The sequence below is a fragment of the Metabacillus litoralis genome (assembly GCF_007994985.1).
Taxonomy (GTDB): Bacteria; Bacillota; Bacilli; order Bacillales; family Bacillaceae; genus Metabacillus; species Metabacillus litoralis.
The window spans coordinates 244,196-269,137 of record NZ_VOQF01000008.1; the positions used below are offsets into that span (position 1 = coordinate 244,196).

General features: G+C 33.6%; 19 protein-coding genes and 1 pseudogene. 3 read left to right on the plus strand and 17 right to left on the minus strand.

Going from position 1 to position 24,942, the window contains the following annotated elements; all coding sequences use genetic code 11:
* Positions 1-355: 355 nt before the first annotated feature.
* On the plus strand, positions 356-1,219 hold the full coding sequence (locus FS935_RS15980; protein ID WP_158638625.1) for a TetR/AcrR family transcriptional regulator: 864 nt from the start codon (positions 356-358) through the stop codon (positions 1,217-1,219).
* 3 nt (positions 1,220-1,222) lie between these two features.
* Positions 1,223-2,833 (plus strand): MDR family MFS transporter, encoded by a 1,611-nt coding sequence (locus FS935_RS15985; protein WP_146949650.1) that lies wholly within the window; start codon positions 1,223-1,225, stop codon positions 2,831-2,833.
* 307 nt (positions 2,834-3,140) lie between these two features.
* On the opposite strand, the gene FS935_RS15990 is transcribed toward FS935_RS15985, so the two are convergent.
* The 7 genes from FS935_RS15990 to FS935_RS16020 all read right to left on the minus strand — a co-directional run bounded on the left by FS935_RS15990 (position 3,141) and on the right by FS935_RS16020 (position 12,337).
* Complete coding sequence (locus FS935_RS15990; RefSeq protein WP_146949651.1) at positions 3,141-4,733, minus strand: response regulator transcription factor; 1,593 nt, start codon at positions 4,731-4,733, stop codon at positions 3,141-3,143.
* Entirely contained in the window at positions 4,705-6,489 is a 1,785-nt protein-coding gene (locus tag FS935_RS15995; RefSeq protein WP_146949652.1) for a sensor histidine kinase, read from the minus strand. Before FS935_RS15995 ends, FS935_RS15990 begins: the two co-directional genes overlap by 29 nt.
* A gap of 169 nt (positions 6,490-6,658) precedes the next feature.
* The gene (locus FS935_RS16000) at positions 6,659-7,948 is read right to left on the minus strand and encodes an ABC transporter substrate-binding protein (protein WP_146949653.1); all 1,290 of its coding nucleotides are present in this window, start codon (positions 7,946-7,948) and stop codon (positions 6,659-6,661) included.
* A 104-nt stretch (positions 7,949-8,052) separates the two neighbouring features.
* The gene (locus FS935_RS16005) at positions 8,053-8,880 is read right to left on the minus strand and encodes a carbohydrate ABC transporter permease (RefSeq protein WP_146949654.1); all 828 of its coding nucleotides are present in this window, start codon (positions 8,878-8,880) and stop codon (positions 8,053-8,055) included.
* The gene (locus FS935_RS16010; protein WP_240050929.1) at positions 8,880-9,776 is read right to left on the minus strand and encodes a carbohydrate ABC transporter permease; all 897 of its coding nucleotides are present in this window, start codon (positions 9,774-9,776) and stop codon (positions 8,880-8,882) included. The genes FS935_RS16005 and FS935_RS16010 overlap by 1 nt, the downstream gene beginning before the upstream one ends.
* Before the next feature lie 881 nt (positions 9,777-10,657).
* Positions 10,658-11,506, minus strand: a complete 849-nt coding sequence (locus tag FS935_RS16015) for an STAS domain-containing protein (RefSeq protein WP_146949656.1) — start codon at positions 11,504-11,506, stop codon at positions 10,658-10,660.
* 153 nt (positions 11,507-11,659) lie between these two features.
* On the minus strand, positions 11,660-12,337 hold the full coding sequence (locus FS935_RS16020; RefSeq protein ID WP_146949657.1) for a hypothetical protein: 678 nt from the start codon (positions 12,335-12,337) through the stop codon (positions 11,660-11,662).
* A 301-nt stretch (positions 12,338-12,638) separates the two neighbouring features.
* Between FS935_RS16020 and FS935_RS16025 the strand changes: the two genes are divergently transcribed.
* Positions 12,639-13,091, plus strand: a complete 453-nt coding sequence (locus FS935_RS16025; RefSeq protein ID WP_146949658.1) for a DUF2269 family protein — start codon at positions 12,639-12,641, stop codon at positions 13,089-13,091.
* Positions 13,092-13,232: 141 nt separating this feature from the next.
* Here the strand turns inward: FS935_RS16025 and FS935_RS16030 are convergent, their stop codons facing one another.
* From FS935_RS16030 to xylB, 10 genes and pseudogenes are all read right to left on the minus strand, one after another.
* Positions 13,233-13,952, minus strand: coding sequence for a sensor domain-containing diguanylate cyclase (locus FS935_RS16030; RefSeq protein ID WP_338036932.1), 720 nt, complete (start codon positions 13,950-13,952; stop codon positions 13,233-13,235).
* 290 nt (positions 13,953-14,242) lie between these two features.
* Complete coding sequence (locus FS935_RS16035) at positions 14,243-15,058, minus strand: carbohydrate ABC transporter permease (RefSeq protein ID WP_240050930.1); 816 nt, start codon at positions 15,056-15,058, stop codon at positions 14,243-14,245.
* Positions 15,059-15,157: 99 nt separating this feature from the next.
* A complete protein-coding gene (locus tag FS935_RS16040; RefSeq protein WP_146949661.1) occupies positions 15,158-16,036 on the minus strand; it encodes a carbohydrate ABC transporter permease in 879 nt (292 codons plus the stop codon).
* Positions 16,037-16,175: 139 nt separating this feature from the next.
* Positions 16,176-17,462, minus strand: coding sequence for an extracellular solute-binding protein (locus FS935_RS16045; protein WP_146949693.1), 1,287 nt, complete (start codon positions 17,460-17,462; stop codon positions 16,176-16,178).
* Positions 17,463-17,599: 137 nt separating this feature from the next.
* Positions 17,600-18,385, minus strand: a complete 786-nt coding sequence (locus FS935_RS16050; protein ID WP_146949694.1) for a response regulator transcription factor — start codon at positions 18,383-18,385, stop codon at positions 17,600-17,602.
* On the minus strand, positions 18,354-20,135 hold the full coding sequence (locus FS935_RS16055) for a sensor histidine kinase (protein ID WP_146949662.1): 1,782 nt from the start codon (positions 20,133-20,135) through the stop codon (positions 18,354-18,356). Before FS935_RS16055 ends, FS935_RS16050 begins: the two co-directional genes overlap by 32 nt.
* 597 nt (positions 20,136-20,732) lie before the next feature.
* Complete coding sequence (locus FS935_RS16060; protein ID WP_146949663.1) at positions 20,733-21,353, minus strand: polysaccharide deacetylase family protein; 621 nt, start codon at positions 21,351-21,353, stop codon at positions 20,733-20,735.
* Positions 21,354-21,487: 134 nt separating this feature from the next.
* Positions 21,488-22,144, minus strand: a complete 657-nt coding sequence (locus FS935_RS16065) for an SGNH/GDSL hydrolase family protein (protein WP_146949664.1) — start codon at positions 22,142-22,144, stop codon at positions 21,488-21,490.
* A gap of 87 nt (positions 22,145-22,231) precedes the next feature.
* Positions 22,232-23,384 (minus strand): annotated as a pseudogene (locus tag FS935_RS16070) (family 8 glycosyl hydrolase).
* A 28-nt stretch (positions 23,385-23,412) separates the two neighbouring features.
* Positions 23,413-24,912, minus strand: coding sequence for a xylulokinase (gene xylB, locus FS935_RS16075; RefSeq protein ID WP_146949665.1), 1,500 nt, complete (start codon positions 24,910-24,912; stop codon positions 23,413-23,415).
* Positions 24,913-24,942: the final 30 nt, after the last annotated feature.

A 24,942-nucleotide genomic window follows, 5' to 3' on the forward strand; every position in this document is an offset into this window, starting at 1 on the left:
AAACCCGAAATATTAGGAAATATTTCGGGTTTTTATTTGCTGTCTTCAATAGATTTTTTGATTTTGCATACTATTTTTAAGAACTAGTGAAATGGAGCAGAAGACATTTGACTCCTGCGGGTGCAGAGGAAAGGCTGCCCCCGGCGAATCTTATGTATGCAGCTCAATGGAACGAACTTGTTTCTTTCAATTTAACATTTATTCGTCTTTTTGTATGACATCTTTAATTATGTCCCAGCCTCATTTACTAGGGCATCATCATTGACTAATACAATAAATTACACTAAAATAACGTTTGGATACTTTCAAGTTCTTAAAGTAACTACTGAGTTTCCCTCACGAGGATGTGATTTTTTTGGACGCTAAAAGAAAACTTATTATTGAAACAGCAACCACTATTTTTGCTGAGAAAGGCTACCATACAACTTCCGTACAGGAAATTGCTGAAAAATGCTCTATGTCTAAAGCTTCTCTATATAAGCTTTTTACTTCAAAGGAAGATCTGTTTATCGCCGTATTTGAATACCATCAAAACATCATGTTTGAAAAAGCTTCTACCTACTCTTTTGATCCTTCGTTAACACCTAAGGAGCTTTTAATTAAGCAACTTTGTACTCAGATCGAAGACTTTATTGATCGCAAGGATTTTATCATGATGCAAATAAAGGAAATTCCAGTAACTGAAAACAACAAGCTTAAGGATATCTTGATTAAAGTAAGGTCTCGTATTGTATTGTGGCAAAAAAATATGCTCATCGGTGCATATGGAGATGAAATTGAGCCTTATATTTGGGATATAACCATAACATTACATGGAATCTTAAAAGAATACATCTTACAGGCAAGTGAACATAAGCATGTTGATCGTCATGCAGCTCTTGAAATTGCCACTTATATCGTTGACCGTTTAGATATCATTTCAAATGACTTAATTAGCGCAAAACCTAAACCTTTATTTACAGAGGAAATACTGAAGTCTTTCCCTTCTCATTCAGATCATATTTATAATCACCTGAATAAAATTGCTAAATATATTCAAACTTTAGAAGATCAAACACATCGTGAAAAATTAGCTAACTCTTTGGAGATGTTAAAAAAGGAACTGAATACAACACAACAAAGGGTTTTTCTTATTGAGGCTTTATTACATTATTTTAAACAAGAAGAGCAGTTAAAAATGACTATTATTGAACTTCAGTCACTGATATTAGGAGGATAAAACATGTATCATTTAGAACATAAACAAAAGGTCATGATTATGGTTGCTATAATGTCAGCCATGTTCTTTGCAGCTGTTAACATGACCATTGTTGGAACAGCTTTACCTAAAATTGTTTCAACAATTGGTGGAATGGAGTATTTTGACTGGGTTTTCACCGTCTACATGCTAACATCAACAATAACAGCAATGTTAGTTGGTAAATTATCCGATATTTATGGGCGCAAAATCTTTATCTTAATCGGTATTGGGATATTTATGCTTGGTGCATTTTTAAGTGGAACTTCTAATGACATTATCCAATTAATTTTGTATCGTGGTTTACAAGGATTTGGCGGCGGAATGATTATGTCGAGTGCCTTTACAACAGTAGGAGACTTATTCACTCCTCGTGAACGTGGAAAATGGCAAGGATTGCTAGGTGGTGTTTTCGGACTTTCAAGCTTATTCGGACCAACACTTGGCGGTTATATTGTTGATAACTTTGATTGGCATTGGATTTTTTGGGTTTTCTTACCGATTGGATTCTTCGCTTTTGCTTTAATTCTGCGGTTATATCCGTCTCAAAAAGCAAAAGAAAAAGAACCAATAGATTTTCTCGGTTCGATTACATTAACAATTGCTATTATCAGCCTTTTACTAGGCTTCACTTGGGCAGGAGATAAGTATGCTTGGCTCTCTTTAGAAATTATTGGCTTGTTCTCTGTAACCATCTTTTCAATTATAGGATTTATCTTTATCGAACTTAAAGCTAAAAGTCCAGTTTTACCTCTCTTCCTATTTAAAAACAGTGTTTTCTCTGTATCAAATATAGCTGGGATGCTCTTAGGAATGGGAATGTTCGGCACAATTATGTACGTACCATTTTATGTACAAGGAGTTCAGGGGGAATCTGCTACTGTATCCGGATTAGTTGAAATGGTCATGACAGTTTCAATGGTCACATCTAGCATCATTGTTGGAAACTTAATTACTAAAACAGGTAAATACAAAATCTTTGCTTTACTTGGCTTAGTCATTATGGCGATAGGCCTTATCCTTAATTCTACATTAGAAGTAGACTCTTCATTAACACGGTTAATTCTGCAATTGATTGTAGTGGGTATTGGTATTGGAGTGAATATGCCTGTATTTAATATCACTGTTCAAAATGCTGTGAGCCATAAATATTTAGGTGTTGCGACAGCTTCTATGCAAACATTTAGACAAATAGGTGGAACAGTAGGAGTTGCGTTACTTGGATCTGTTATGGGGAATAAAATGATGAATGAATTGGCTGATAATCAAGGAGAAAATATTCCTACACCTCCACCAGAAATGGCTGAAACAATGGAAAAGCTACAAAATCCACAAATATTAATGGATACAGAACAACTAGAGGCAATACGTGCAGATCTTCCACCTGATATGTTACAAGTATTTGACCAATTTATCAACGTTCTTAAAGAAGCACTAAATACATCATTAACAGTAGTTTTCTTAGTTAGTGCAGGTATTATCACACTTGCTTTTATCGTAACATTATTCTTAAAAGAAATACCTCTACGAACAACAAATGATAATGAAGAAGAACCGAATAAAGAAAAAGAGAAAGTTCAAAGTGTTAGTCATTAAACAGCGTAAAAGAGGCTGTGACGTAAGTTTTTAAGCTAATAATAAACCCAAATTATTAGGTGATAGTCCAATCTTTCGCCTAATAACTTGGGTCTTTTTTTGCTGTCTTCAATAGAATTTTGAATTTCGCATGACATAACCGAAGAGTCATCCATAGAGAAAAATTATTCAACTTATACTACTGTTATTTAATTAGTTTATCTGAAAAAACAAGTCTCCAGCTTAGGTCTCATCCTCTACTCTGTTCCCGTAGGTGCCCTAGTGTCTTTCGCTCCATTACACTAATTCTTAAAAATATAGCTCTTTATTATTTGTCTAAAACCTGAGATCTATATTCATTCGGAGTAAGTCCGACAATCTTTTTAAACACCTTACTGAAATATTTCTCATTTTGATAACCGACCTTAAACGAGATTTCATATACTTTCAAATGTGGATTATTCAATAATTCCTTCGCTTTTTCTATTCTTATCGCTGTTAAATAATTCGTTACTGTTTCATGATACTCTTGTTTAAAGCGCCTTGATATATACTCTCTGCTTAAATAAAATTTATCAGCAATCTCCTGTAGTGTAATATCCTTATCATAATTTTTCCGAAGGTAGCTTTCGATTTCTTGAATACTGCTTTTTTCTTTTTGATATTTTGCTGTATAAAGAATTTCAATAAGCTCATGAAATTCCTTACGTTTTTCACTCATAAATTTGCTATAAGAAAATGATCCGTCATTCTCCCAATAATTCGAACCTTTATAAAAGGATGTTTGTTTACTCACATTATATTCTTTTAGCCAATTCTTCCTTAATATTTTAAAATGATCTTCCCACAGCATGATTTGTTCATAAGAAATACAATAATCAGATTTTAGCATGTTAAATATTCCATCAAGTACTTTATCTAAATTTTCTATACGTCCACTTTGTAATGTCCACATAATATCTTCCATGTAATCTAATAAATGAAAAAGAGGGCCTGCTGTTGTTTCTTGATACTTAATTAACTCTTTTTTATCTGTTGATAGAAGATCAAACGTTAACATTGTTTGTAGTGCTGTGTGATAAGTCATATCAAGCTGTTGAGATGTCTTCCCTATTGCAATAATAATATCGGATTTAGAAATCTGTTGAAGAGCACTCTTTATTTTTTTATTCATTGTCTCTATTTCATCTTGTTTCCATAACAGAACAACCACTTCGTCATCTTTATTAATATTCCTGAAGCAAACTCCTGATTTATTTAATTGTGTAATTTCATTACAGATATTTAACACTGTAAAAAAAGCTAGATCGCGATCTCCCTCATAAACACTAGATAGCAAACATCTTACAGAAAATAATGAAATCGTATATTGTTGTGTTAATGTTAAATCCACCTTAAATTCCTGATGAATCTTCACCTTAGTATCATTTGAAATGAAAGATTTATCTAATAATCCTGTAAAAAGATGATCCCAATATACCGATCTTGCTTCATTCATTGCTTTATTATTTTGCTCAGAGGATTTTCTTTTTGTTTCTTGTTTATGCCATTCTGTTACGGCACGTTCTAATGTTTCATTTAATATCTCCGGTTCGATTGGCTTTAAAATATAATCAAAGCTTCCATAAGCAATAGCATTTCTCATATAATTGAAATCATCATATCCACTCACCACAATTGTTTTACTAGTAAAACCTGAAGTATGAATCCACTTTAAAAGATCAATTCCATCAATCTTAGGCATGTTCATGTCTGTAAAGATAATTTCTGGATGATGCTTCAAGATCATTGATTTTGCCTCTTCACCATCTTTTGCCTCATATATATCTGTTATTCCATATTGATCCCAATTTGCTAATAGCATGATTCCTTCTCTTACATGCTTTTCATCATCAATTATGATCGCTTTCAGCTTCTTCACCCCCAATTAAAGGCAGACTTATAGTGACGCATATTCCTCGGTCTGGATTATTATCTAGAATAAAATTTGCACTCTCCCCATAATAGAGCTTTAAACGTAAAAAGATATTTTTTAATCCGATATTTAAATCACCAGGTGCACTACTATTGTCCATTTGAAAGGTCTCATAGATTTCATTTAGTCTATCTTGACTAATCCCTTTTCCGTTATCCTTTATTGTTATAAGTAAATGCTCTTTTTGCTTTTTTCCGACAATTGTCAAATTGCCCAATGACTCATCATTACTTTCGAAACCATGTTTAAAATAGTTCTCAATAACTGGCTGTAATATCATTTTTGGAACAGGGATATACAATATTGCTTCATCAAACTTCAATGTATAATCAAATTGATCTCCAAATCTTTCTTTTTGTAATAATAGAAAGGCTTTCGTATAATCAAGCTCTTTCATTAAAGGAACCATATCTTCATTCATATTCATACTGTATCTCATAATTTTAGAAAGATGTGTGACAAGAGTATACACCTGTGGAACATTATTTTTCAGGGCTAAAGTTCCGATAGATTGTAATGCATTGTATAAAAAATGTGGATTAACCTGAGATTGCAGGACCTTTAGTTGATTTGTTTTATTCTCAATCTCAAGCTTATATTCCCTATTAATCAGTCTATTTATTTTGCCTACCATTTCTTTAAATCGATCACCTAATACACCTATTTCATCATTACCTAAAGAGTCGAAATCAACATTCATATTTCCCTTTTCAACTTGCTTAATATTCTGTAATAAAATTCGAATTGGAGAAGTAATCTTAAATGATACAAATAGTGTTGCTAAAACAACTAAAATTAAACCGATAACTCCAAAGACTATATTAATTTTCGCTACTCCTAATGCACTTTCAAATACAGTGATATAAGGAATTCTCTTAGCTAAGATCCAACCGCCGGAAGAATCTGCAACCTTCTCATAAATCATTAAGCCTTTAAAGGAATCCGAATTTATCTCAATTGTCCCACTTTGATTTTCTGTCCTAATTAGAGAAGAAACCCAATCTTCGTCAGCTGATATTTCATTAGATTGAAAAATGAATTCCCCATCTGGTGAAAAAATGAAAAATTCTGCTCGGTCTTTATCAAAAAGCTTTCGGCTAATGTCTAATATTTTATCATCCCCGATATCCAATGACATAAATCCTAAAATTCTATCAGATGGGACATCTATGATTGTTCTGTGTATTGTAAAAACATCTCTGTTAGCACCTTGACTATTCATTGGCTCTACATAAATATTATATGGACTATTCTTGGCTTTTTGATAATATTCTCTGTTTAAATTGTCAGGAATCGTAGAATACAGGGCAATCGTATGTTTTGAAACAGATATATTTCTATTTCCATCAACTAAAGCAATATTAACCTTTTTAATATTTTCTTCTGAATATAAAATGGTTTGAATAACATCATTAACTGTTCCTTTTGTCATATAATCTTCATTTAAATAGGAATATCTTAGATAATTCATAAAAGCAATATTATTGTAAAATGGCATTGTTAAATTTTTTAATTCATCTATATATTCTTCTAAGTTCACTTTACCCTGGTATAAGAGATTTACATTTTCTTGTACATATTGGTCCTTAAGAGATTCTTTTGTATATAAATAGGTAACAACAATGGAAGTTCCAAATGGGACAATTGTTATTAGTAGCAATAAAATAATTAGTTTATTTCTTATACTCATTTTCACACGCATATTTGGAACCTCCCTTTCTAGCTTATTTTATAGTATAAATGAAATTCTCATGAAACGGGAGTTCAATCCCTATTTACTTTGCTTGATATAGCTTACAAGTGCGGAATAAATAGTTAATAAAAAGACCAAATCTCTATGGATTTGGTCTTCTACATTGAATTGTTATTTCTTATTTCATATTATCCCATGTTGCTTGGAATTGCTCTAACATTGTATCATAATCGATTTTACCTGTAGAGTAAGCTTGGATAGAACCAGCAAATTCTTTGTTAGCTCCATCTGGCCATCTGAACCAAGTCCAAGGAATTGTTTTTTCAGCTTTAGAGTACTCAAGAATTGATTGACCTAAGTCACCAAGTCCTGCTGCTTCGATGTTATCAAACGCTGGAATGAAAGCAAATTCCTCAGTAATATAACGTTTACCTGTTTCAGAAGAAACCATCCAGTTTAAGAATGTTTTTGCTTCTTCTAAGTGCTTAGAATCTTTATTTAATACCCAGTTATTAGGAACACCAACTGGTAAAGCATCTGAAGCCTCTGTGTCGTTAAGTGGAATTGGTAAGAATCCCATGTTCATGTCTGGATTGATTTCATAAATCATGTTTTCAGTCCAGTTACCTTGTTGTAGCATTGCTGTTTGACCTGAAGCAAATAATGTTACTTGAGTGTTATAATCAGTTGTTAAAGGATTTTCATTTGCATATTTGATTTCTGTATCAAGAACTTCTTTAAATTCTTTGAACTTCTCATTACCTACGATTGAAGTAGATCCATCATATAATCCTGCGATAAATGCTTCTGGATCATCTTGTTGTGCGAATGGTACGTTTAGTAAATGTTGTCCAATTACCCACCACTCAGCATATCCTGCAGCGAAAGGTGTAATTTCATTGTCTTGAAGCTTTTGTGCAGCTTCTTTTAGTTCACTAACTGTTTTAGGAGCTTCTGTAATTCCTGCTTTTTCAAACAAATCTTTATTATAAATGAATCCATAACCTTCAAGGTTTACTGGCATACCATATAGCTTACCATCTTCATCTGTTGTTGGAACTTTACCAATAGGAAGAACATGCTCAGCCCAAGGCTCATTAGAAAGATCTGCTAAATGCTCTTTCCAAAGCTCTAATTCCTTGAATCCACCATTGTTAAAAATATCTGGCTCTTCGCCTGAAGCAAACTTAGCTTTTAAACCAGCACCATAATCGGCACCGCCACCTACTGTTTCGATATTGACTTTAATATTAGGATATTCTTTGTTGAATTCTTCAACCATTGCTTTAAGCTGATCAGCAATTTCTACTTTAAATTGATACATATTTAATGTTACAACTTCTTCAGATCCTTCAGTGTTAGCATCTGATTCTCCACCTTCATTACCTTCAGTATTATTGTTAGCACAGCCAGCAATAATCCCAAGAACTAATAGCATTGACATGAATAAAAGTAAGCCTTTTTTCATTACTAATTTACCCCCTTAGTATCTTTGTTTTTTATTATATAAATGATTTGTAGCAAGATTTTTTCAAGTTACAAATCATTATATAGCGAAGTTAATGAGCTACGTTATTTAATAGATCCTGCTGCAATTCCTTTAATAATATGCTTTTGCAGGAATAAGAAAAATACAATTACAGGTGCAATACCAAGCACTAGTGCTGCTAGACCCATATCCCATTGCTTTGTATATTGAGCAAAGAATGAACTTGTAGCTAAAGGTATTGTTCTTAACGCTGAATCTTGTAACACTAGAAGTGGTAGTAAATAATCATTCCAAATCCAAAGTGTATTTAAAATAATAACGGTTACAGTAATCGGTTTCAAAAGTGGAAATACTATTCTCCAAAAAACTCCAAACTGACTACAACCATCGACTCTAGCTGACTCTTCAATTTCTGCAGGAATTGTTTTAACAAATCCGTGGAAGAGGAAGAGTGATAGTGATACACCAAAACCAAAGTACATAATTACAATACCTGGAATACTATTCATAATTCCAAGTGTTCCCCCTAATTTCATAAGTGGGATCATCACTGTTTGGAATGGGATAACCATTGCTGACACAAAGAAGATAAACAGGAACTTACTAAGCTTTCCAGGAGTTCGAACCATTTTCCATGCAGCCATTGAGCTTATGACAACAATACCTGCAATACTGAATACAGTTATGATCAATGAGTTAAGAAAAGCATCCTGGAAATTTAAAATTTCCCAAACCTTACTATAGTTACTAAATAAAATTTCCTTTGGTAATGCAGCTGCATCAATTAAGATTTCTGCAAATCCTTTAACTGAATTAACCAGTACAAAGTAAAAGGGAATGAGGAATATGATTCCTAGAAGTATCCCAAAGATCTCAAGCACAAATGTTCGTGCTGTATATCCTTTTTTCATTATGCTTCGACCTCCCTTTTCTTCGTAAACATAACTTGGAATGTTGTAAATACTGCTACAATCAAGAAGAATAGGATTGATTTTGCTGTTCCTAAACCATATCTATTATTCTGGAATGCCTCTTGATAAATGTTAATTGCAACAGATTCTGTTGAATTAAATGGCCCTCCACCTGTTAGTGAGATATTAAGATCAAAAATCTTAAATGCCATAGAAATTGTTAAGAAGAAGCAAATTGTAAATGCTGGTAAAATTAATGGAACAATAATCTTTGTTAACATATCTAAGCTTGAAGCTCCATCCATTCTAGCTGCTTCTAATAATGAAGTATCAAGTCCTTGAAGTGCAGCTACATAGATTACCATCATGTAACCACTAATTTGCCATGCAAACACAATAACAATTCCCCAAAATGCAGTTGTTTCATCACCTAACCAAGGTTGTTTGAAAAAGCCGATTCCAGTCATATTACCTAATGAAGCAAAGCCTTTAACGAAAATGAACTGCCAAATGAATCCTAGTAATAAACCACCAATTACATTTGGTATGAAGAATACTGTACGCAAGATATTTTTCGTTTTTAATGCTGCATTTAGTAATAACGCTAATCCGAAACCTATGATATTACTAATTAAAACTGCAGCAAGCATAAATTTTGTTGTAAACATAAAAGAGTTGAAGAATTTCTTATCATCCGTAAAGATCTTAATATAATTATCTAAGCCTACCCATTCCACAACAGAACTTACTCCGTTCCATGATGTAAAGGAATAATAAACTCCCATAATGAATGGGATAATTTGAATTAAGATAAAGAATAAAAGTGCTGGACCAACGAAAGCCGCATACGATAAAAATTTATTTCGTTTTGCCCTTTTCTTAGCCTTTGAGTGCACATTTAAAGTATTTTCTTGTGAATCTGAATTTTTGCTCACTGTCCTTCACCGCCTTACTAACAATATTGTAAACGCTTTCTAATACCTATTATAGAGCTTCCCCTAAACTATTACGATCAACAAAATTGACTAATAAGGTGCACTTTTGTGACCTTTAAATTTAAAAAGGGGTCAATAATTGTGACCATAAAAAAACAAAAGTGCCTTGATCACATAGGCTAGACTTGGTTCGCACAGCAGTAAAACAGTACTTTGCCCTAGGATCATGAATGGTTAATAATTTACATGGTAAGGATAAAACTCTTTCTTTGAAAATCATGTTGTTGATAGTAAACTCCAAAGATTATGTACTTTCTTCCTTAAAATGCTGAATCATCATCAAGCTTATCACGACATATTAGGGGCCCCGAGGAAAAATAACCTCTTTTTTTCCTAAGTCATAAATCGCTAATTAGGAACTGAAAGAAAATGATCACCTTCTAATTTCACTTCTATTTTGCTGGCTAAGTAATGCATTTCACTTTTCTTGTTTGAATTATCAACCATAGGACATTAGCTAGGGAAATACTTAGTCAAAAGTATATTTTCCATTTCATTTTGGTTCTATGCACAAAAATAAAATTCTCCTTTTATCTTCCATCAAGCTTCATTTTTTATGATGAGTGTAAACATAAAAAAAACGTCCCTGTTTAAGGAACGTTTTTTATTTAGGCTGTTTCGTATACTTGGTTGTTTTTAGAATCATGTTGGAAACAACTCTGTATAAAGTCTAGTAGCATCTTTTCTTCTACAAATCGTACCTTTTATGCAATCACACACTGGTTACAACAGATGATGACGTCTATTAGCAACTATCTTTCAGAAAAGAGCATTTATTTATATCAACTACTCACTCTATAATGTTTAATACCTAACTCTGATAATGCCTGCTTCATATTCGCCATAGTGGTAATCCCACCAAAATCCACACCTAAATTTACGATTGTTTGAGCAATTTCAGGCCTAATTCCAGTAATACTAACCTCGACTCCAGTTAATCTTAAGGCGGACACGATTTGAAATAATTGATTGGCAACCATTGTATCGATTATCGGAACTCCTGATACATCAAAAATAAGATTTGTTAATTTTAAATGACCTGATTCATGAAGAGTTATATCCATTATTAATTTTGCACGGTGAGTATCTATTCCCCCTACAAGTGGGACAACAGCAACTCCCTCAACAATTGGAACAACTGGGACTGATAACTCTTCAAGTGCTGTATATGCTATTTGCATTAATTTGTGATTATGCTTTTCGTATTCTTCACCAATAATGCCGCAAACAGTATCTAATAGTGGATCAATGATTTTTGACACATCCAGCATTGTCACAGGTGCAAATTCCCTCTTCTCTAACTCCTCTGTAAATAGCTCCCATATAACCGTTCGATATGCATGAATACCTCTCAAGGTACTACTTAGTGAGATATGGTCATTAATAGCAATTTCTGCAGCTCTGATTGCCCATGCTGTTACTTTATCTGATATTATATCAAAATCTTCATATAAGGCTTCGCCAAAATAGCCAATTAATTTAGCTCGATAATCGACCCTCTCGGTAATAGGCATACTTGATCGGATAATTTGTTCATTTAATAAAGTATCCTTATGAAAGATCACCTTTTTAGCAAGCTCTAAAGAATTGTCCACAATCTTCTTGCCTATATAACTTAATTCATCCTTCATAAAATGATATCCCCTTGGTATGTTTTTTCATTTCTAGAAGCAAAAAACTCAACACTTCATCTATTCAAAGCGTTGAGTTTAAGTAGTTAGAAAGTAGTTAGCATCAATATGGCTACTTTACCCTAAATTATACAGTTTTTACTATAGGAATTATTATTCATTTTCATCTGAACCATCAGAATCCTCAGCAAGCTCTGCCTTTAGTTCTGCTTCTGTCTTAACACTTTGATCCTCTTTTTCTCCGAATAAACTAACCCAATCTGTTACTGGATTAAAATTCTCTTTACCATTTGAATTATATTTTTCTAATTCATAGTCATTTAATTGAACATTTAACTCGTATAGTGTTTTATGGATATTATATATATTTCTTTGACTTTCCTTAGAGCTTGTTGCTGTGTTAATTGTTATTAAAACTTGCATTAACTTTTGTGAGTTGGGATCATTCTCATTCAATTCCTCTGGAAGTAATTGATGAATTTCTAGAGCACGCTCATATAGTTCTTTCTTGATTTGTTCTGTTAACCATCCATCTGACAAATTATCTGAAGATTGACTAATTCTAGATTGATAAAAAAAGTCACCATTTACTATTGAATCAAAATACTCAAACTGGCTAGCAACAAGCTTCTTAACATCTTCTTCATATTCTTTCTTTTTCTTTTGCTCAAGTGTTTCTTCTTCTGTAGCTTCCGAATTCACATTTTTAGTTGATAAAGATCTATTGAGCGCTTCTTGTTCTTCTTTTCCGTTTGAAATAAGGTTTACTACAAAAAGTGAAATAAATATGATGACAATAGCAGATACACTGATAAGAACCTTCTTCTTCACTGTTGACTTCCTTCCTTCATTTCATATCTTAGTAAAATGATTAAAGTAAAAAAGATACAAACTAAAGATCATATTACAATAAAAGAATATAAAACTAGTGCTTTTTGTATCTCATAAGTAGGATATATAAATTACAGTATGCATTTCATTATACAGGACAAATTGAACTAATGGGTCTGTATTTACTTATTATGTATATAAAAATAATTCACTAATAGTCAATTAATCTCTAAAAACAAATTCTAATTTTATCTATTATCAGCATACTATACAAAATAGTCTTAAAGGAGGAGGAATACATATGACGTTTTACTCAGTTTTATTGGTTATTCATCTTATAGCAGCAGTCGTTGGCCTTGGCGCTACATTTGGTTTACCTGTACTATTAGGAAATGTTAAAAACACATCACAAGCAAAGTTCGCCCATAAAGTATCTCAAGGCATCGAGAAGTATGCCAAGATAGGGAGCATTACCCTGTTACTAACAGGCATTATTATGGGAATTATCCAGCCATATTTATTCAAGGAAGTATGGTATATTGCATCCCTCATTATTTATGTTGCAGTTCAACCAATTGCTGCAGGCTTACTTCCTAAAAATGCTAATCTGCAAATCGAGGTACTTGAAGAACATGACGGTCATGAACTGCCAGAAGATTATCTTATTCTTGCAAAGAAGGCTGCTCCTCTTAATCACATTTTAAGTGCTTCTGCAATCGTTTTAATCATCTTAATGACCTTGAAACCATTTTAAACATTATTAATTTAGGCTGGGACATGACTTGAGTGATTAACAAAAATTCCAAACAGACTAATAGCTTAGCGGAGTATTTTCAGGAGTGTCTTAACTACAGCTACCACTATTTTGTTAAAAACTTTTGTCCCGGCTCATAGTTTAATGTAGCTTTATTAATGATTGTTTTCTCTTCTTTTTATCACTATACATATTCTTATCAGCTTGAGAAAATAAACGTGACATTTCACCCTGTGATCTCGGTGTATAAGCATAGCCAATTGATATCATTATTTCAAACTCAGAATATTCATTATGTAGTTCTAGCTTTTCTTTAATAGTAGATATTAACACGTTAATTTCACTATCATTTTTTTCATCTACAAATAAAATGAATTCATCTCCACCAATTCTTGCTACAGAGATACTATTAGAAGAAATTTCATTTAATAGCCGGGCAGTATCTTTTATTAGGGTATCTCCCTGTTTATGACCATAATGATCGTTAATAAACTTTAACTCATCTAAATCACACAAAATGATGGCAACAGGCAAGTTGATTTCTTCATTATACTTAGTAAAAATCAATTCAAAATAAGCTCTATTATGTATATCAGTTAACGCATCATGATACAACTGATAATGGAGTTTTTCCTGTAGAACGATTCTTTCATCAATATTTCTTAACACACCTTGAAGAGCAACTAACTTTCCCTTTTTATAAATTGGTGTGGCATATTCCTCAAAGCACCTATAATGACCATCTTTATCTTTCCACCTTTGGATAATTGGTTTACTATAATCAAGCTCACCATTTACCTTTTTCATAAGTATCTCATAATCCTCCGGGTGAATATCTGTAAATGCAACTTCCGAACTTATGCGGTTAAAAACCTGTTAAAAATTGAAAAGTGATTCTTTTGTTCTTTTCGTCATCTCCTTTGTTGCACATTATCCCATTTTACTTCGATTGGTTATTACTTCCATTCATTAAGGTGTTCAATAGTATCCTTATCTATATTGCATCTAGATTTTATAAGTGTTAACGAAAGCAGCCTAAATACAAAAAACCGCTGTTGATTGGAACATCAATAGCGGTTTCTCATACATTTTAAATTATTTTTACCTTTAAACTGAGCACAATATTCAAAAAGTCAGCTCTGTTTATAACATTATCCTTTAACTGATCCAGCTGCAATTCCTTCAACAATCTTATCACTAAGAATGAAGTAAGCAATTAATACCGGGATAATACTGATCATAAGTGTTGCACCAATAGCTCCCCAATCGGTTAGATATTGACCAACAAAGTTATTTACACCTACAGTGATTGTCTTCCACTTGTCAGAGCTCATAAACGTATTGACGAAAACAAACTCATTCCAATTGTAAATCATGTTGATAATAACAGTTGTTGAAAGCACTGGTACTGTCATCGGAAGTGTTATACGAAAGAAAATTGTATGAATCGAACAGCCATCCATAACAGCAGCTTCTTCAACTTCCCTTGGTAATGACCTATAAAATCCGCTTAAAATCATAATTGTTATCGGCAAATTAAATGCTACATAAGATAAGATAATCGAAATCGGATTATCAATTAAATTCACTGATTTGAAGAAATTGAATAAAGGAATTAATGTTGAATGAAGTGGTATCATATACCCTGCCATAAACAATCCAAGAACAACTCCACTTAATTTCCAGTACATTCTTGTAATTGCAAATGTTACAAAGCTAGCTAGGATAACTGTTAGTACAACAGAGACAACTGTGTACAACACACTGTTAAAGAAGTATACATCAATATTACCTTTTGTCCATGCTTTCACATAATTGCCCCATTGAGGATCTTGCGGAAGTGAGAACGGGGACATACCGAAAACTTCTTGATTGGTTTTTAAAGAAAATAGAAATAACCATACCAACGGATAAACCTGAATAATCGCAATAACACTTAGTATAAGGTATAGAATTCCAAATCCAATTCTTGTGCTAAGTGTTTTACTCGTTTTTTGAGAAGGTGGTAGGGTCGTATTTTTTTGTGTTTCATATTCAACCTTTGTCAACTCTTTCACTCCCCTTTATTAATGTCCAACTTCTTCTTTAGAAGAAAGCAATTTTTGAATAAGCCAAGTCATAGCTAGACAGATAACTAATAATCCAAATCCAATCGCACTACCATAACCAAAGTTATATTTACTAAATGCTTCAGAATACATATAAGATGCCATAACCTCACTTGAATGGTTAGGTCCACCACCGGTTAATACGAAAATTAAATCAAAATACTTTAAAGAACCAACAATAGCTAAAATGACCATTACTTTTATAACATCTGAGATAAGTGGTACCTTTATTTTATAAGCAATTTGGATCGGCGTTGCACCATCGATTTTTGCTGCTTCTATTAATTCCTCTGGGACATTTTTTAATGCAGCATAGAAAATAATGATATAAAATCCTGCATATTGCCAAACTATCGGTATAAAGATTGCGAATAATACGATTTTTGAATCAGCTAACCATAGCGGTGGATTCTCAACACCTACCATTACTAATAATCTATTGAGCATTCCATTCGTAGGATCAAAGATCTTCGCCCACAGCTGACCAATAGCAACTGATGATAATAACATTGGGATTAAATATATTTTCCGTAAAAAATTTGCTCCCTTTATTTTGCTTGCTAAGATAAGAGATAAAATTAAATATCCTATTAAGCTAGCAGTAGAAAAGATTCCCAGTAATAGGGAGTGCCATGTACTTTTCCAAAATAGTTTATCCTGGACTAATTCAATGTAATTATCTAATCCGATAAACTTCATGGCGCCAATTCCGTTCCAATCCATTAAACCGTAATAACCTGTTAAAACTATAGGGATATATATGAGTAGTAGAATGAGAATTAAGGCAGGAAGTACATAAAGGGTGATTACTAATTTGTTTGACATTACACTTTTCATTTTCTATACTCCCTTCTAAATTTATGGAGATTATCGCAAATTTAAAGTACCAAACCCCACTACCCTATAAAGGTAATATGTGGAGGCCTGGTACCTATTATTCAGCCTCTCCATTAAGTGAAACTTATTTCACTTATGACTATTCTTCTTTTGCAAGTTCATCTACATGCTGTTTAACGAACTCTTCTGGAGTAACTTGCTTTCCAAATAATGCAGTTACTAAATTGTGGTGAAGCTCTGAAACAGCAGGGCTTGATTGAGTATCAAAATAAGTTGTAACATTAGATGCTTCACTTAAATCTTTTAAAATATCAATATACATCGGAGCAAGATCTAAGCTAGATGTATCTACTTTCGTTGCTGGGATAACTCCTGCTTCAGTTACTGATTTTTCTCCCCATTTTTCAACTAAGTATCCAACAAAATCTTTTGCTTCATCTTGAACTTTAGAGTCTTTAGCAACAAATAATCCAACACCAGGTCCACCAACATAACTATTGATATCAGTGCCTTTTCCACCTTCATATGTTGGGAATTTAAAATAGCCGATCTTATCTTTAAATTCCTGTGTAACATCAGGGCTTGTTGTGTAATTTGGCAATTCCCATGTAGCTGTAAGGAACATAGCTGACTGTTCATTCATAAAGTAACCTTTTGCATCTTCATTTGATAAAGCACTTGCACCTTTAACAAAACCACCCATATCTACAAGGTTTTGAACTTCTTCAGCAGCTTTAACAATAGATGGATCATCCATTTTTGCTTTTCCTTGAATAACATCTGTTAAGATAGTAGATCCACCAATACGGTCTGCCATATACATAAACCAGAATGATGCTGGCCAACCATCTTTAGCACCAACAGTCGCTGGTACAACGCCGTTATCTGCTAATGTTTTAACAACATTTTTGTATTCACTAAATGTTTGAGGTACTTCTAGGTTATATTTTTCGAAAATTTCCTTATTATAAAATACATATGAAATATTTAATTCTAGAGGAAGACCATATGTTTTCCCATCAACAGCATATGATTCTTTTACACCAGGGATAAATGCATCCTTAAGATTTCCTTCAACCACATCATCTAAAGGAGCTAACATATCACCTTCAACATAGGGCTTAATAAATCCATCTGACCAAGTCATTCCGATATCAGGTAATTCATTTGAAGAAGCTAAAATTTTCAATTTCTCTCTGTACTGATCAGGACTTAGAATTTCTGTTTCAATTTTTATTCCTTCATTTTCCTTCTCATAATCACTTATGATGTTCTTAACAATTGAGAACTGTGCATTTGAACTACCTTCTGGCCACAAATGCATGAACTTGATTACTTTTTCATCTTCTGTGCTGCCTTCATCAGAGCTACTTGAAGAAGAAGAACAACCTACAAGCGCTAAAGATACTAGCATGAGTAAAGACATAAACACTGCAACCGCTTTCTTTTTAAACAAAATAATTACCCCCTATGACCTTTTTTGATTTCCTTCTTACATTTATAGTGTAGCATCACGATTGTTTCTAAAATAGGTCACAGTGATTAGAAGAAATACTACTATTTTTAGAAAGCCCTTTCATTGTTGTTTTTTCTATATGCACTTGGTGTCACTCCCTCCATTTCTTTGAAAATCTTGATGAAATATTTAGCCGTTTTATAACCTGATTCTTCTGCAATATCATAGATCGGAAGATTTGTAGTAATCAATAGTTCTTTTGCTCTTTGTATTCTTCGTCTTGTTACATATTCGCTAAAAGTTAGTTTTACATGCTCCTTAAATAGCACACTTAAATAGCTAGGATTTAAATGAACATGATCTGCCACTTCTTTTTGAGTGATCTCATTTTTTAAAGAATTATTAATGTATTCAATGGCCTCTCTTATCGGTTCTGGATTAGAAGGATTTTGTGAATACAAATGAACAAGCTTTTTATCTACCACTTTTTCAATCATCCCAGCCTGCTCTTGTTTAGCAACTGAATGTTCAGCACTTTCGACTGCCTCAATTAATACTTTTTTACTTATTGGCTTTAGTAAATAATTGGTAACACCTAACCGAAGTGCTTCTTGTGCATATTCAAACTCTGAGTATGCCGAAATAACGATGATAACTGGATTGATATCTTGTTCTTTTGCTGCTTTTAGTAATTGTAAACCTGTAATCTCAGGCATCCTAATATCAGTGATTAAGATATGGACTTTTTGTTTTTGCATAAATTCAATGGCTTCTTCACCATTAGCAGCTGTAAAAATGTCGTATTTTCCATCAGACCATGTATCTAAAGTCTTTTTTAACCCCTGACGTGTTCTTGGTTCATCATCTACTATTAGCATTGTCTTTGTATTCACCATCGTTTTCTTCCTCCCCATTTACAGGTATCACAAAAGAAACTACTGTTCCTTTGCCTTCATCACTAATAATGGTAAGTCCCTTTTGTAAGCGATCTTTATAGTATAATTCTAGGCGTTTGTGTACATTCGAAATGGCCATACCATTGCCTTTGTTTATTGACGTTATTCCTCCTGATTGTATCGAGTTTCTAATAGATTCTAGCTTTTCTTTAGGAATTCCAGGACCATCGTCTTCCACAAGTATTTGCAAATATTCGTTATCTATTTGTTCTATGGAAACAGTAACCATACAAGGTTGTAATGTGTTACCTGCACCATGGAGAACAGCATTTTCAACAATTGGCTGAATCAATAATTTCGGTATCTTAACATTTTCTAACTCTGATAAAATCCTAAGATTCCACTGTAAATGATCACCAAATCTCATTTTCATAATCTCCATGTAATTTTCGATATGGTGAATTTCTTCTTTAATTGTTACCCAATCACCATCACTTTGTTTTGTGATGGTATAGCGAAATAAATCAGACATAGCAATAACAAACTCTGCTAGCTCTTCTTCATCTTTATCTTCTAATGCCCATTTTAAAGCGTCTAATGTATTAAAGAGGAAATGAGGATTAATCTGAGCTTGAAGTGCTTTTAGTTCACTCCGACTTCGAGTAATTTCCTTTTGATAGACCATTTGTATTAAATGATTCGTTTCTTTAACAAGTTGATTATACGTACTATTTAATTCGTTTATTTCATTAATGGTTGTCACACTAGGATTCATCGATAAAGAACCTGTGCTAGCTTGTTGCATGGTTTTAGTTAATTTCAGGATTGGACTTGTAATAAAGGTTGATAAAAATAACGAACAGATCGAGAAAATAATAAATCCGATAATACCAGAGATAATTATCCCAGCCTTCAACACACTAACCCCTTCTGTAAGTGCTTTGATTGGAGTTAAAATCATAATTGTCCAACCAGTTTCATTCGAGGTTTGATTTGTCACCATATATTCTTGATTGTCTAATGTAACAGTTGGTGAAGTATTACTAATGATTGGTTGAATAGACTTTTGATAGTTTGATAAGATAGGCTTTCGGTTATTATCTAACAAAATAGAATATTGGTTATAATTGTTTTTCTCTGTTTCATCTGCAAATTCAAAATAACTTCGATATATACTAATTAGGAGATATCCACCATTCGCATAGCCATGACTCATAAGATTCACCCGTCTCAGTGCCAATATGTTATCTGAATTACGTGGATCATCACCTATCCAAACCAAACCACCATTTTCTCTATTAGCCTGACGAATCCATTTACTATCAATTCTGGAAAACAAGCTTGCATTATCTAGTGGTAGTAAACGATTCAAATCATCTGTATATAACTCAAATGAAAATATTCCATCTGTATTGGCCTGAATTGTGTTAACAATTCCATCTATTTGTTGTCGCTCAGAGAAGCTTATTTCTTCTCCCTCATACCCCTTTGTTAAAACTCGTTGAATATTATAATTGGTCATCACTAGTTTTGAGGCTGTGCTGATTTGTTTATATAAAGATTCTAATCTGCCATTAGCTTCAACTGCTGTTTGTTTTATTTGTTTATCTGCGTTATCTTTTAGCAGCGTTGATACTCTATTAAAAGTTAGTAAGCTTACTATTAATAACACTACTGCCATAACAACTAAAAAAACAACTAGGATTTGGTTTCTTAGTGTGTTCCATCTTTGGAGTTTTTTGAGCATGTTTGAAACACCCTTCTTATTTAGAGATAGCGATTGGAAACGTTATCATAGTTTTGGAGATAACGGTTTTACAACCTTTCTACTATTATAATGTTATTAGGCATTTTTTCTACTGTCTTTTTGTTGTAAGTAAACGATTAAACCTTTTACTTGTTGAGAATATCTTATTACTTAGTTCGTTTCATTGCGCTCCAGACACTCCATTCACCGGGGAGGAAGTCGAGCCTCCTCGGCTACGCCTGTGGGGTCTCGACCTTTCCTCTACACCCTCAGGAGTCGAGTGTTTTGCGCTTCATTCCACTATGGTTTTTAAACCTAGTTTAATAACAACAACCTCTTGAAGGGCTCTTTTATAAGGTTCTTACTACTAAATTAGTAACCTTTTCAGAGAATAGTCTTTATCTTAAATCTTATAGAATTCTATTCTAAGTAAACAAGCTATTAGATTGTATAGATTAGTAAATCCTTCAATAAATACAGCTAATTTACTAATAGTAGCCAATGCAAATGAGAGTGTAAGCTTTAGAAGTGGATGATATTAAATATAGATATTGCTCTATACTTGGAGGATTTTAATTTAAATCTAGCTGAGAGCACTTAAATAGGGTTTTTAGAAAGTTTTAATAGTTCACTTACAGTTACAAATTGATAGTCTTGTAGGGTTAATTCAGTAACAAGTTTTCTCACTGCTTCGATTGTTTGTGAGCGGTCTCCATAGCCATCATGAAAAATTAAGATGCTACCGTTCTTCACACATTCTCTAGATTTTGCAAGAATATGATCAACGCCAGGCTGTTCCCAGTCTCGAGCTTCCAAATTTAAAGCACCTATCATAGGAGGATATTCCTTCTGAATAATGATTGATCGTGTGTCTTCATTATAATCAAGGTAAGGTGGGCGAAAAACAACGGGTTTTTGACCGATAACTTTCTCAATACTTATCTCGTTTAACTCAATTTCCGCTAAACATTTTGCAGTACTTAGCTTTGATAGTTTAGGGTGAGAAAATGTGTGATTTCCGATTTCATGCCCTTGTTGTGTAACTTTTCTTACAATCTCCGGATATTTAACCACTTCTTCACCAATCATGAAGAATGTTGCTTTACCTCTTACTCTATGAAAAATCTCTAGTAATTGAGTTGTATATATAGGATCAGGTCCATCATCAAATGTAAAAGCTATAACCTTTTCCACCGTAGGAATTTCGTTAATTATCATGTTTTCATTCAACTGACTATCCTCCACTTCTATATGTAGAGCTCACTACTGATGAATTGTTGATTATGATACACTGAGGGATCTAGCTAAAAGACACTTATCTTTTAAAACAAGTGTCTTGATTGTAACTCATGTTAAGTACGATTCCAGTTAAAGCTAATTTCTTTTAAAAATGCTCTAGTTAAAACCATATGTCCAGCAGCAGTTGGATGAACTCTGTCCCACGCCAATGTTGCTGAATAAAGTTCTTTCAAAACGACATTAAATGCAGCCTGAGTATCAACAAATAAACAGTTGGTTTCTTCTGCAATTTTCTTGACCACTTGTCCATATTGATCCATTTTCTGACGCATTTTATCCTGCTCATTGCTTTCCAGATAAAATGGAGTCATTAACACGATTTCTTTCACATTGGGCTTTGTTTCCACAACAAGCTTTCTAAGAGTCACCTCATATTCTCCAATTAGCACATGCCAATCTTTTATGAAAGGTGTATCAAATTGGCGCCACACATCATTAATACCAATCATCACCACTAACCAATCCGGCTTTTGATTCACCACATCTTCCTGCCATCTGTTTTCTAGATCTCGAACAGTATGACCACCAATCCCCTTATTCACAACTCTGATACCGATTTCAGGATAAACAGCTTGCAAAAGTGCATCGATATATGAAACATACCCTTTGCCAAGAGCTTGAAATAAGCCCTCTCCTTCTGGTTTAGCTCTTTCACAATCTGTTATTGAATCTCCAATGAACAACAATTTCTGTCCTTGCTCAAGCTTCATCTTTTTGCCTCCTGAACTTTCGCCAAAATGTATAGATATTGGAAGCCAAAAGTATAGATACCTTGTTTGGCTTCCAATTCATTATTATTAATCTTTTGGCATCCATATTTTAAAGTGACCACTTAAAGCTAGTATACTAAAAAAATAGAGACAATTATCATAATATCTTCTGTTTCCCGTACGCATTGGGGTGTTCCATAGTAGTTCTACCCATTTTAACCGGTTTGGACCATCTGCTGCTAACGACGCCATGGCGTTTGTTGCAAGTAACCCCACAGGATGCAGAGATTTTTCATCAAATGGTTCACCATTAACCTTATAACGACGATAATCTTCAGGCTCTTTATCTGAGAAGAAATTCTGAAGATTATTCGCTATTTCTGTTTCAGAGATATCTCCTCTAAACCATTCAAAGTCAAGACCAATATTCGCCGCAACACGATAGGAATCACTATAAAAATGACCAAAACCATTTTCATCATTTGGGGTCCCATCATAGTAAGCATATTCTGGAGCAAGACCTGTTTGTGGGTGGCAGCTAATTTTAATATAGTTTCGGCTAGCAGCACTTGCTTGTTTCCAAAACTCTCGATCTTCCTCATAAGCCCACAATGCAAATAATTCATAAAAATGTGGTAAGTGGTACGATGGATCAGAAAACTCACACTCTGGAATAAACTTAATTAACTTATTGTCTCTATTCCACATAGGATAGCCGTTTCCATCTTCTCCTTTATGAATACAAGTTCTGAGAATATCTTTGGCTTGTGTTTTATAGTTAAAAGGCTCAACACCATCTCCCCATCGATGTGAAGCAAAAAATAAGGCTAATGCAAAATACTCTTCACCATCTGGAGCTGGTCCATATGCATTTTTTTCCATCAGGCTGACATGACCAAGCAAAATACCCGGCATGCTCTCCATCTGTCATATACATGTATTTCATAGTCCAGTTCCACAAACAATCAAAAATATCTTTTTGATCCATTTGTACGGCCATCATCATCCCATATGACATTCCCTCTGTTCGAACATCAAGATTACCCGTATCAAGCATATAGCCAAAGTCATCATCAACTTGATGATAAATTCGTGTACTTTTGTTTCCGCTAAATAACTCTTCCCAATTAGTGTTAATTCTTCTAGTAATCTCTCCATCTGTTAATCCAATTTCTTTAAATAGATTTCGATATTCCCCTGTAAAAAAAGACCCCTCACTTGTTTTCGCTACTTCTTTCATCTGCCACCTCCGCTAAAAAAAATTTCAACTACTTTCTATATTCTCTTAACTGATCATTTAACTCTTTTGTTTGCGTATAAACTTGCTGATAAATTTTAAATAGATTTTTATATACTTCAACATTTTCCTTAATAGGATAATAGGTTTTGGATGTTTGAATAAATTCTTGTGCACAATCTTTAAGTGAAGGATACCAGCCACAGCCGTATGCCGCTAACATTGCCGCTCCCATTCCAGGTCCTTGTTCGCTTGCAAGCTTCTCTACTTTTGCGTTGAAAATATCTGCCTGCATTTGTAGCCACGTTTCATTTTTGGCACCGCCACCGATCGAGATAATAGAATCAATTGTTTTACCACTATTTCTAAAAATCTCAATAGACTCATTTAATGAGAAAGTGATTCCCTCAAGCACAGAACGAGCAAAGTGCTTTCGCTCATGAGCAGCATCAATGCCAATAAAGCTTCCACGTATCGATGAATCAGCATGAGGTGTTCTTTCTCCAACTATATAAGGTGTAAATAATAACCCATTACTACCAGCCGCTACTTCATCAACACCATCTAAAAATTGATCAAAATCTTCTTCTGTTGCAAATGTATCTTTAAACCAGCTTAAGCTATAACCAGCAGCAAGTGTAACTCCCATTGTATAGTAAGCATTTTCTTCACCATGATTAAAGTAGTGAACCTTTCCTTCAAAATCAAGGTCATTTCGCTCTTCATAAGAAAGTACAACACCAGAGGTTCCGATACTACATAGTGTTTTCCCTTCATTTAAAATACCAGAGCCAATAGCACCACATGCATTGTCTGCACCACCAGCAAACACTTTTGTTTTATCGGATAATCCTGTTTCTTTTGCAATTTGTTCTGTAACTGTCCCAACAAAATCATGTGATTCTATTAATGGAGGGCAAAATCCAGTTGAAAGATCAAATAAATTTAAAATTTCTTGACTCCATTCACGCTTAGCAATATCCAATAGCAATGTTCCTGCAGCATCTGAATATTCCATATGAATATGTCCAGTTATCCGATAACGAAGATAGTCTTTTGGTAACATAAACAAGCTAGAACGTTCAAGAATTTCTGGTTCATGCTCTTTAACCCAAAGAATTTTTGGTAAGGTAAAGCCCTCTAAAGCAGGGTTTTTTGTTATCTCTAATAAACGTTGTTTACCAACAACATCATAAATCTCCTCGCATTGCGGTGTTGTTCGTGTGTCATTCCACAAAATAGCATTTCTAACAACTTGACCTTCATGATCAACTAAAACTAATCCATGCATTTGTCCTGAAAAACTAATGCCTTCGATGTCACTCACATCACCGTCAAAAACATCAATTAATTCAGCTAATCCAGCAGTTGTTTTTTCCACCCATTCCTCTGGATTTTGTTCACTATAACCTGACTTTTCAATAATTAAAGGATACGATTTTGACACTTCATGGCAAACCTCACCATTTTGATTTACAAGTAATATTTTTACTGCACTCGTTCCAAGATCAACACCCATTACGTATTTCATCTATCATTCTCCTTTTCTATGAAAATATGC

What these genes read in the sequence shown, in the direction of transcription:
- FS935_RS15985 (WP_146949650.1), top strand. Translation starts at nt 1,223, where the DNA reads ATGTATCATTTAGAACATAAACAAAAGGTCATGATTATGGTTGCTATA.
- FS935_RS15995 (WP_146949652.1), bottom strand. Translation starts at nt 6,489, where the DNA reads ATGCGTGTGAAAATGAGTATAAGAAATAAACTAATTATTTTATTGCTA.
- FS935_RS16000 (WP_146949653.1), bottom strand. Translation starts at nt 7,948, where the DNA reads ATGAAAAAAGGCTTACTTTTATTCATGTCAATGCTATTAGTTCTTGGG.
- FS935_RS16005 (WP_146949654.1), bottom strand. Translation starts at nt 8,880, where the DNA reads ATGAAAAAAGGATATACAGCACGAACATTTGTGCTTGAGATCTTTGGG.
- FS935_RS16015 (WP_146949656.1), bottom strand. Translation starts at nt 11,506, where the DNA reads ATGAAGGATGAATTAAGTTATATAGGCAAGAAGATTGTGGACAATTCT.
- FS935_RS16025 (WP_146949658.1), top strand. Translation starts at nt 12,639, where the DNA reads ATGACGTTTTACTCAGTTTTATTGGTTATTCATCTTATAGCAGCAGTC.
- FS935_RS16040 (WP_146949661.1), bottom strand. Translation starts at nt 16,036, where the DNA reads ATGAAAAGTGTAATGTCAAACAAATTAGTAATCACCCTTTATGTACTT.
- FS935_RS16045 (WP_146949693.1), bottom strand. Translation starts at nt 17,462, where the DNA reads ATGTCTTTACTCATGCTAGTATCTTTAGCGCTTGTAGGTTGTTCTTCT.
- FS935_RS16055 (WP_146949662.1), bottom strand. Translation starts at nt 20,135, where the DNA reads ATGCTCAAAAAACTCCAAAGATGGAACACACTAAGAAACCAAATCCTA.
- FS935_RS16060 (WP_146949663.1), bottom strand. Translation starts at nt 21,353, where the DNA reads ATGATAATTAACGAAATTCCTACGGTGGAAAAGGTTATAGCTTTTACA.
- FS935_RS16065 (WP_146949664.1), bottom strand. Translation starts at nt 22,144, where the DNA reads ATGAAGCTTGAGCAAGGACAGAAATTGTTGTTCATTGGAGATTCAATA.
- xylB (WP_146949665.1), bottom strand. Translation starts at nt 24,912, where the DNA reads ATGAAATACGTAATGGGTGTTGATCTTGGAACGAGTGCAGTAAAAATA.